The sequence below is a fragment of the Streptomyces sp. FH025 genome (assembly GCF_017427025.1).
Taxonomy (GTDB): Bacteria; Actinomycetota; Actinomycetes; order Streptomycetales; family Streptomycetaceae; genus Kitasatospora.
In genome coordinates this window covers 1-10,640 of record NZ_JAFLNG010000227.1, presented here as the reverse complement: position 1 = coordinate 10,640, position 10,640 = coordinate 1, and the positions used below count along the sequence as shown (strand labels likewise).

The following is a 10,640-nucleotide window of genomic DNA, read 5'->3' as shown; positions in this document are numbered from 1 at the left end:
CGACCAACTCCTCGGCGGCCGCGCAGAGGAGACCCCGCCGGTCGCGGCGACCACGGCGGCCCCGACCGCCGACGAGCCGATCGCGATCGTCGGGATGGCCTGCCGCTACCCGGGCGGGGTGCGCTCGCCCGAGGACCTGTGGCAGCTGGTCCTGGACGGCCGGGACGGCATCACCGAGTTCCCGGCCGACCGCGGCTGGGACGTCGAGCGGCTCTACGACCCGGACCCGGAGAAGCCGGGCACCTCGTACACCCGCGAGGGCGGCTTCCTGCACGACGCGGACCTCTTCGACCCGGCGTTCTTCGGGATGTCCCCGCGCGAGGCGCTGGCCACCGACCCGCAGCAGCGCCTGCTGCTGGAGACCGCCTGGGAGACCCTAGAACGCGCCGGGCTCGACCCGGCCGGACTGCGCGGCAGCCGGACGGGCGTGTTCACGGGCGTCATGTACCACGACTACGGCTCCCGGGTGCAGAACGTCCCGGAGGATCTGGAGGGCTACCTGGCCAGCGGGAACGCGGGCAGCGTCGCCTCCGGCCGGGTGTCGTACACGCTCGGCCTGGAGGGCCCGGCCGTCACGGTCGACACCGCCTGCTCCTCCTCGCTGGTGGCGATGCACCTGGCGGTGAACGCCCTGCGCTCGGGTGAGTGCGACCTCGCCCTCGCGGGCGGGGTCACGGTGATGGCCACCCCGATGACCTTCGTGGAGTTCTCCCGCCAGCGCGGCCTGGCCGCCGACGGCCGCTGCAAGCCGTTCGCCGACGGCGCGGACGGCACCGGCTGGTCGGAGGGCGTGGGCCTGCTGTTGGTGGAGCGGCTCTCCGATGCCCGGCGCAACGGGCACCAGGTGCTGGCCGTTATCCGGGGCTCGGCGGTGAACCAGGACGGTGCGTCGAACGGCCTGACCGCCCCCAACGGCCCGTCCCAGGAGCGCGTCATCCGGCAGGCGCTGGCCAGCGCCCGGCTGACCGCCGCCGAGGTGGACGTCGTCGAGGCGCACGGGACGGGCACCCGGCTGGGCGACCCGATCGAGGCGCAGGCCCTGCTGGCGACGTACGGCCAGGAGCGGCCGGAGGGCCGCCCACTGTGGCTCGGTTCGCTGAAGTCCAACCTCGGCCACACCCAGGCGGCGGCCGGCGTCGGCAGTGTGATCAAGATGATCGAGGCGATGCGGCACGAGGTGCTGCCGAAGTCGCTGCACATCGACGCGCCCTCCTCGCACGTCGACTGGTCGGTCGGCGCGGTGGAACTGCTCACCGAGAACCGGGCCTGGGAGTCGGCGGACCGCCCTCGTCGGGCGGGTGTCTCGTCCTTCGGCATCAGCGGGACGAACGCGCACGTGATCCTGGAGCAGGCGCCGCTGGCGGAGGAGCCCGCCGCTGAGCCGGCCGCTGCTCTGCCGGTGGTGCCGTGGGTGCTGTCGGCGCGCTCTCCGGAGGCGCTGTCGGCGCAGGTGGAGCGGCTGGCGGCGTTCGTCGGAGAGCGGGAGGAGCTGTCCGTCGCCGACGTGGCCCTCTCGCTGGCGACGAGCCGCTCGGCGCTGGAGTACCGGATCTCGGCGGCCGGCGGCGACCGGGAGGCGCTGCTGGCGCAGCTGGGCTCGGCGACACCGGCCCGGGTGACCGGGGCCGGGGGTCGTACGGCCTTCCTCTTCACCGGGCAGGGTGCTCAACGGGCCGGTATGGGCCAGGAGTTGTACGAAGCCTTCCCCGCTTTCCGCACCGCCTTCGACGAGGTCTGCGCGGAGCTGGACCCGCTGCTGGAGCGGCCGCTGGCCGAGGTGATCGCCTCCGGCGACGGGCTGGACGACACGGGCTTCACCCAGCCCGCGCTATTCGCGATCGAGGTCGCGCTGTACCGGCTGCTCGAACACCACGGCGTCACCCCGGACTTCCTGGTCGGGCACTCGGTCGGTGAGCTGGCGGCCGCACACGTGGCGGGTGTGCTGTCGCTCGCGGACGCGGCCCGGCTGGTCGCCGCCCGGGCGCGGCTGATGCAGGCCCTGCCGTCCGGCGGCGCGATGGTGGCGGTGCGGGCCCCGGAGGAGGCGGTGTTGCCGCTGCTGGCGGGCCGCGAGGGAGTGGTCGGCATCGCGGCGGTGAACGGCCCGCGCTCGGTGGTGATCTCGGGTGTCGAGGACGAAGTCCTGGCGGTGGCGGCCAGGTTGGAGGCGGCCGGCCACAAGGCGACGCGGCTCACGGTCAGCCACGCCTTCCACTCGCCCCTGATGGACGGGATGTTGGACGAGTTCCGTGCGGAGGCGGCCACGCTCACCTTCCGCGCCCCGAGGATCCCGGTGGTCTCCGACGTCACCGGTGCCCTGGCCACCGCCGAGCAGCTGTGCTCCCCGGACTACTGGGCGCAGCACATCCGCGAGGCGGTCCGATTCGCCGATGCCGTACGGACCTTGGCCGCTGAGGGCGTCACGACCTTCCTGGAGCTGGGCCCGGACGGGGTGCTGACCGCGCTCGCCCAGGACACCCTGGACTCCGGCGGCGAGCACACCCTGCTCGCCGCCGTGCGCCGGGACCGGCCGGAGGCGCACACTCTGGTCGAGGCCCTGGGCCGGCTGCACTCGCACGGTGTCCCGGTCGACTGGTCGGCGTTCTTCGCCGGTTCCGGTGCCCGCCGCACCGACCTGCCGACCTACGCCTTCCAGTACGAGCGCTACTGGCTCGAAGGCACGTCCGCGCCCGCCGACAGCACGGACCTCGGCCTGACCCCGGCCGACCACCCGCTGCTGGGGGCGGCGGTCGAACTGGCCGGTGTGGACGAGGCGTTGTTCACCGGCCGATGGTCGCTGCGGACGCACCCGTGGCTCGCTGACCACACCGTGCACGGCGCGGTCGTGGTCCCGGCCTCGGCGTTCGTCGAGCTGGCCGTCCGCGCCGGGGACGAACTCGGCTGCACGGTGGTCGAGGAGCTGTTCGTCCACGCGCCGCTGGTCGTGCCGGAGCGCGGCGGCGTGCAGGTGCAGGTGAAGGTCGGCCCGGCCGACGACGGCGGCTACCGCGCCCTGACCGTCCACGCCCGCCCCGAAGGCACCGACGCGTCCTGGACGCTGCACGCCGACGGGCAGCTCGGCACCGAGGAGGCCGCCGAGCCGCAGGACTGGCCGCAGGCGCAGGAGGGCGACTCCTTCGAGGTGGGCCTGCCCGAGGAGCTGGCGTCGGAGGCCGCCCGGTACGGGCTGCATCCGGCCCTGCTCGGCGAGGTGATCCCGAACCTCCCCGTCTACGCCTCGGAGCCCGGTGCCATCCCGGTGCCCGCCGAGTGGCGCGGGGTGCGGCTGCACGCGGCCGGAGCGGTGACGGCCCGGGTCCGGCTGGCCATGCTGGACGATCACCGCGCCGCGCTCCACCTCACCGACGCCGCCGGTGACCTGGTGGCCACCGTGGACGCCCTGGTCTTCCGGGAGGTGGGCGAGGAGGAGTTCGCCGCCGCGCGGCCCGGCGAGCCCGCCCCGGGCGGGGCCGACCGGCCGACCGGTTCGCGGCGGGCTCCGGCCCGCCGGACCGCCCGGGCGCACGCCGTCGCGGCCGAATCGCTGACCCAGCGGCTGGCCGGACTGCCCGAGGCGGAGCGGCGCAAGCTGGTGGTCGAGCTGGTCAGGGCCGAGGTGGCGGCCGTGCTCGGCCACCCGGACCCGGCCACCGTCGACCTGGAGAAGCCGTTCCAGGAGCTGGGCTTCGACTCGCTGACCGCGGTCGACCTGCGCAACCGGATCGGTGTCGCGACCGGGCTGCGACTGCCCGCCACGGTGGTCTTCGACCACCCGACGCCGCAGTCGCTCGCCGATCGCCTGCTCACCCAGGCGGCCTCCGAGGGCGGCGCGCCGTCGGCCGTCGGCGAACTGGAGCGGCTGGAGGCGGCACTCGCCGCCGGCCTGGCCGATGACCAGGACCGCGCGGCCATCACCGTCCGGCTGCAGACGCTGCTGTCGCGGCTGAACGAGACCGCCGGCACCTCCGAAGGCCCCGACCTGGCGGACATCGAGTCGGCGTCCGTCGGCGAGATCTTCGCCTTCATCGACAACGAGCTCGGCCGCTCGGCCGACTGACCGGTTTCTACGACTTCCCCGCAGGAACTCGCGGAAGGAGAGAGGAGCTTTCCATGTCCAACGAAGAGAAGCTGGTCGAGTACCTGAAGTGGGTCACGGCCGATCTGCAGAAGGCCCGCCAGAAGATCACCGAGCTGGAGTCGGCGGCGGACGAGCCGATCGCGATCGTCGGGATGGCCTGCCGCTACCCGGGCGGGGTGAGCTCGCCCGAGGACCTGTGGCAGCTGGTCCTGGACGGTCGGGACGGCATCACCGAGTTCCCGGCCGACCGCGGCTGGGACGTCGAGCGCCTGTACGACCCGGACCCGGAGAAGTCGGGCACCTCGTACACCCGCGAGGGAGGTTTCCTCGACGGAGCCGCGCTGTTCGACCCGGGCTTCTTCGGGATCTCGCCGCGTGAGGCGCTCTCGATGGACCCGCAGCAACGGGTCCTGCTGGAGACCGCCTGGGAGCTGTTCGAGCGGGCGGGGATCGACCCGGCCGGGCTGAAGGGCAGCAAGACCGGCGTCTTCGCCGGGGTCGGCGGCCAGACGTACCTGCCGCTGGACGGCCCCGAGGAGCTGGAGGGCTACCTCACCACCGGTCGGCTCACCAGTGTCGCGTCCGGCCGGATCTCCTACTTCTTCGGCTTCGAGGGCCCGGCCGTCACGGTCGACACCGCCTGCTCCTCCTCGCTGGTGGCTCTGCACCTCGCCATCCAGTCGCTGCGCGAGGGTGAGTCGACCCTGGCGCTGGCCGGCGGATCGACGGTGAACGGCGCCCCCGGCGGGTTCGTCGACTTCGCCCGGCAGCGCGGACTGGCCCCCAACGGCCGCTGCAAGTCCTTCGCGGCTGCGGCGGACGGCACCGGCTGGTCGGAGGGCGTGGGCCTGCTGCTGCTGGAGCGGCTGTCGGACGCCCGGCGCAACGGGCACGAGGTGCTGGCCGTGGTCCGGGGTTCGGCGGTGAACCAGGACGGTGCGTCGAACGGTCTGACCGCCCCCAACGGCCCGTCCCAGGAGCGCGTCATCCGGCAGGCGCTGGCCAGCGCCCGGCTGACCGCCGCCGAGGTGGACCTCGTGGAGGCGCACGGGACGGGCACTCGGCTGGGCGACCCGATCGAGGCGCAGGCCCTGCTGGCCACGTACGGCCAGGGGCGGCCGGAGGGCCGGCCGCTGTGGCTGGGCTCCTTCAAGTCCAACATCGGCCACACCGTCGCCGCCGCCGGAGTGGGCGGCGTGATCAAGATGGTCCAGTCGATCCGGCACGGCATCATGCCGAAGACGCTGCACGTGGACGAGCCCACCCCGTTCGTGGACTGGGCGTCGGGCGACGTCCAGCTGCTGACGGAGGCCCGGTCCTGGCCGGAGACGGGCGCGCCGCGCCGGGCGGGCGTCTCGTCCTTCGGCGTCAGCGGCACGAACGCGCACGTGATCCTGGAGCAGGCGCCGGTGGCGGAGGAGCCCGCCGCTGAGCCGGCGGCCGCGCTGCCGGTGGTGCCGTGGGTGCTGTCGGCACGCACGCCGGAGGCGCTGTCGGCGCAGGCGGAGCGGCTGGCGGCGTTCGTGGGCGAGCGGGAGGACCTGTCCGTCGCGGATGTGGCGTTCTCGCTGGCGACGGGCCGTTCGGCGCTGGAGTACCGGGCGGCGGTGGCCGGTGGTGATCGGGAGGCGCTGCTGGCGCAGCTGGGCTCGATGGCGCCGGTTCGGGTGAGCGCGGGGCGCACGGCGTTCCTGTTCACCGGGCAGGGTGCCCAACGCGTCGGTATGGGCCGGGAGTTGCGCGAGGCGTTCCCGGTGTTCCGGGCGGCGTTCGACGAGGTCTGTGCGGAGCTGGACCCGCTGCTGGAGCGGCCGTTGGCCGAGGTGATCGCCTCCGGTGACGGGCTGGACGACACGGGCTTCACCCAGCCCGCGCTGTTCGCCGTCGAGGTGGCGCTGTTCCGGCTGGTCGAATCCTGGGGGGTGCGACCCGACTTCCTGGCCGGGCATTCGATCGGCGAACTCGCCGCCGCACACGTGGCGGGTGTGCTCTCGCTCTCCGACGCGGCGCGCCTGGTGGCCGCGAGGGCGCGGCTGATGCAGGCGCTGCCGTCGGGTGGCGCGATGGTGTCGGTGCGGGCCCCGGAGGAGGCGGTGCTGCCGCTGCTGGCCGGGCGCGAGGCCGTGGTGGGCATCGCGGCGGTGAACAGTCCGCGTTCGGTGGTGATCTCGGGTGTCGAGGACGAAGTCCTGGCGGTCGCCGCGAAGTTGGAGGCGGACGGCCACAAGACGACTCGGCTCACGGTCAGCCACGCCTTCCACTCGCCCCTGATGGACGGGATGCTGGCCGAGTTCCGCGCCATCGCCGACGGGCTCCAGTACGGCGAGCCGACCATTCCGGTGGTGTCGACGGTGACGGGCCGGCTCGCCTCGGGTGAGGAACTGCGCTCGGGCCGCTACTGGGCCGAGCAGGTCCGTGGTGCCGTCCGATTCGCCGACGCCGTCGGGACGTTGGCGGCTGAGGGTGTCACGGCCTTCCTGGAGCTGGGCCCGGACGGGGTGCTCACCGCGCTCGCCCAGGGCACCCTGGATGCCGGTGACCACACCCTGGTGGCGGCCGTCCGCCGGGACCGGCCGGAGGCGCACACTCTGGTCGAGGCCCTCGGTCGGCTGCACTCGCACGGTGTCCCGGTCGACTGGTCGGCGTTCTTCGCGGGCTCCGGCGCCCGCCGCACCGACCTGCCGACCTACGCGTTCCAGCACGAGCGCTACTGGCTCGAAGCGCTGGCCGTGTCCGCCGACAGCACGGACCTCGGCCTGACCTCGGCCGACCACCCGCTGCTGGGGGCAGCGGTCGAACTGGCCGGTGTGGACGAGGCGTTGTTCACCGGCCGCTGGTCGGTGCGGACGCACCCGTGGCTGGCCGACCACACCGTGCACGGCGAGGTCGTGGCGCCGGCCTCGGCGTTCGTCGAGCTGGCCGTCCGCGCCGGGGACGAACTCGGCTGCACCGCCGTCGAGGAGCTGTTCCTCCGCGAGCCGCTGGTCGTGCCCGAGCGCGGCGGCGTGCAGGTGCAGGTGAAGGTCGGCCCGGCCGACGACGGCGGCTACCGCGCCCTGACCGTCCACGCCCGCCCCGAGGACGCCGACGCCTCCTGGACCCTGCACGCCGACGGACAGCTGAGCTTCCGCTCGCCCGAGGCGCTGCCCGAGCCGGGCGAGTGGCCGCCGGCCGGCGCCACCCCGCTGGACCTCGCGCACTCGTACACCGACTCGGCGGCCGGCGGCCTGGAGTACGGCCCCGCCTTCCAGGGCCTCACGGCGGCCTGGACGCTGGACTCCGACCTCTACGCCGAAGTCCGCCTGGCCGAGCGGGAGGAGGCGGACGCGGCGGCCTTCACCCTGCACCCGGCGCTGCTGGAGGCGGCCGTGCAGGTCGCCCGCCTCGCCGACGCCCCCGGGACGGTCCGGGTGGCCGACGAGTGGTCGGGGGTGCGGCCGTACGCGTCCGGCGCCACCACGCTGCGCGTCCGCCTGGCCCAGGGCGAGGCGCAGGACAAGGCGCGGGACACCGCCGGCACCCTCTCCGTGCACCTGGCCGACGCGAGCGGCCGCCCGGTCGCGGCGATCAGCCGGCTCGCCCTGCGCCCGGTCGCCGCCTCCCAGGTGACCGACTCCGCCGCGCGCCGCCAGGACTCGCTCTTCCACGTCCACTGGCGGCCGATCGTCCTCCCGGAGCCCGACGGCCCGCTCGACTGGGCCGAGTTGGGTGCTCCCGACTTCGCCGCGATGGCCGACGTCGCCCGCGCGGTCGAGTCGGGCCGCCGCCTCGACGCCGTGCTGGTCCGGCAGGACGAGGCCGGCCCCGCCGGGACGGCCGAGGAGGTGCACGACGCCGCGCACCGGGCGCTGGCCCTCGTGCAGGAGTGGCTCGCCGACGACCGCCTCGCCGACACCAGGCTGGTCCTGGCCACCCGGGGCGGCGTGAACACCGCGCCGGAGGACGGGACGGACCTGAGGTCCGCGACCGTCTGGGGCCTGCTGCGGTCGGCCCAGTCGGAGGCGCCGGGGCGGATCGTCCTGGTCGACGTCGACGACCTCGCGCTGCCCGTCGCCGCGCTCGCCCCGGCCGTCGCCTCCGGCGAGCCGCAGCTCGCGATCCGCCGAGGCCGGGCGTTCGTGCCGAGGCTGGCCCGCACCCCGGCGGCCGGTGAGGGCGGCGAGCCGACCGGCCGCTGGTCGCCCGAGGGCACCGTCCTGATCACCGGCGGTACGGGCGCGCTGGGCTCGCTGTTCGCCCGGCACCTGGTGGCCGAGCACGGCGTCGGGCACCTGCTGCTCACCAGCCGCCGCGGCCGCCAGGCGGCCGGCGCCGCCGAACTGGAAGCCGAACTCACCGCCCTGGGCGCACGGGTGACGATCGCCGCCTGCGACGTCGCGGACCGCGAGGCCCTGGCCGGGCTGCTGGCGGCCGTCCCCGGCGAGCACCCGCTGACCGCCGTCGTGCACCTCGCGGGCGTGTCGGACGACGGCCTGGTGGCCGCCCAGACGCCCGAGCGCCTGGACGCCGTGCTGCGGCCCAAGGCCGACGCGGCCTGGCACCTGCACGAACTGACGAAGGATCAGAAGCTCGACGCCTTCGTCCTGTTCTCCTCCGTCGCCGGGGTGATCGGCGGCCCCGGACAGTCCAGCTACGCGGCCGCCAACGCCTTCCTGGACGGCCTGGCACACCAGCGGGCCGCCCTCGGCCTGCCGGCCACCGCCGTCGCCTGGGGCCTGTGGGACCAGGCCGGCGGCATGGGCGGCCACCTGGACGAGACCGACCTCGCCCGGATCGCCCGCAGCGGCTTCCGCCCGGTCACCGAGGCCGACGGCCCGGCCCTGCTGGACCTCGCGATCGGGCTGGACCGGCCCGCCCTGGTGGCCACGCCGCTGGACATCGCCGCCCTGCGCACCCAACCCGGCCAGGCCGCACCGCTGTTCAGCGGGCTGGTCGGAACGCCCGACCGGAGCTCGGCACGGAACTCCGCCGTCACCACCGTGCCGCCCGCCGAGCAGCTGGCCGGCCTCGGCGAGGAGGAGCAGCACCGCCACGTGCTGGAGCTGCTGCTGGCCGAGATGGCCGCCGTGCTCGGCCACGCCGACCCGAGCGGCCTCGACACCGAGCAGCCGTTCGCCGGGCTCGGCTTCGACTCGCTGACCTCCGTCGAGCTGCGCAACCGGCTCTCCACCCTGACCGGGATCCGGCTGCCCGCCACCCTGGTCTTCGACCACCCCACGCCGCACACCCTCGCCGCCTACCTGCGCACCGAGCTGCTGGCGACGCTCTCCGAGGACGGCGCCACCGCCCGGCAGGAGGTGGACTACGCGGCCGAGGTCCGGCTCGCCGACGACATCCGCCCGGCGGCCGAGGTGGTCCGGACGGTCGAGGACCCGCAGGAGGTCCTGCTCACCGGAGCGAGCGGCTTCCTCGGCGCGTTCCTGCTGCGCGACCTCCTGCGGGACACCAAGGCACGGGTCCACTGCCTGGTGCGCGGCGCCGACCACGAGGAGGCGGTGGCCCGGCTGCGGGCCAACCTGGAGTGGTACCGGGTCTGGGACGAGGTCGACCCGGAGCGCGTCGAGGTCCTCGTCGGCGACCTCGCGCAGCCGCGACTCGGGCTGACCGAGGAGCAGTTCGACGGGCTCGCCCGCGACGTCGACGTGGTCTACCACGCGGGTGCCACCGTCCACTGGCTGCGCCCGTACGGCTCGCTCAAGGCGGCCAACGTGGGCGGCACCGAGGAGGTGCTGCGGCTGGCCGCCCGGCACCGCACGGTGCCCGTCCACTACGTGTCGACCGTCGGCGTCTTCGCCGGCTCGGTCGCCGAGGGGGTGCCGCTGCGCACGGACGACCCGACCGGCCCGGCGGAGGCGCTGCCCAGCGGCTACCTGCGCAGCAAGTGGGTGGCCGAGCAGACCATCGAGCTGGCCCGGGAGCGGGGCCTGCCGGTCTCGGTCTACCGGGTGGACGTGATCTCCGGCGATCAGGTCAACGGCGCCTGCCAGTCGCGGGACTTCGTCTGGCTGAGCCTCAAGGGCCTGCTCCAGGCCGGTGCGGTGCCCGCGGACACCACGGGCAGCTTCCACCTGCTGCCGGTCGACTACGTCAGCTCGGCGATCGTCACGCTCGCCCGGCAGGACGGGAGCGCCGGGCGGACCTTCCACCTGTACAACCAGGACGAGGTGAGCCTCGGTGAACTCGTCGACCACCTGCGGTCGTCCGGCTACCCGCTGGCCGAACTGCCCTGGGCGGACTGGCTGGAGAGGGTCAAGTCCGACCGGGACAACGCGATGATCCCGCTGCTGGACGCCTTCGAGATGATGACCTCCGACACCGCCGCCTTCTACCCGCCGATCGACACCACCGGCACCGAGACGGCCCTGGCCGGCACCGGGGTGGACTGCCCGCCCCTGACGAAGCGGCTCTTCGCCACCTACGTGGACTTCTTCGTCGAGGCCGGCTACTTCCCGGAGGCGCCCGCCGAGCACTGACCCGCGTCCAGGGGCCCCGCCGGTTTCCGCAACCGGCGGGGCCCCTCGCGTGTCCGGATCGGCGGGGGTCAGTACTCGCTGCTCGGGGC

At 74.7% G+C, this 10,640-nt stretch carries 2 protein-coding genes; both read left to right on the top strand.

Annotation, left to right across the window (positions count from 1 at the left end):
• The coding region (locus J0670_RS17865) for a type I polyketide synthase (RefSeq protein WP_207812604.1) at positions 1-4,057 on the top strand (4,057 nt) is incomplete at its 5' end.
• On the top strand, positions 4,054-10,551 hold the full coding sequence (locus tag J0670_RS17860) for a type I polyketide synthase (RefSeq protein ID WP_374223120.1): 6,498 nt from the start codon (positions 4,054-4,056) through the stop codon (positions 10,549-10,551). The genes J0670_RS17865 and J0670_RS17860, both read left to right, overlap by 4 nt.
• The last annotated feature ends 89 nt before the right edge of the window (positions 10,552-10,640 follow it).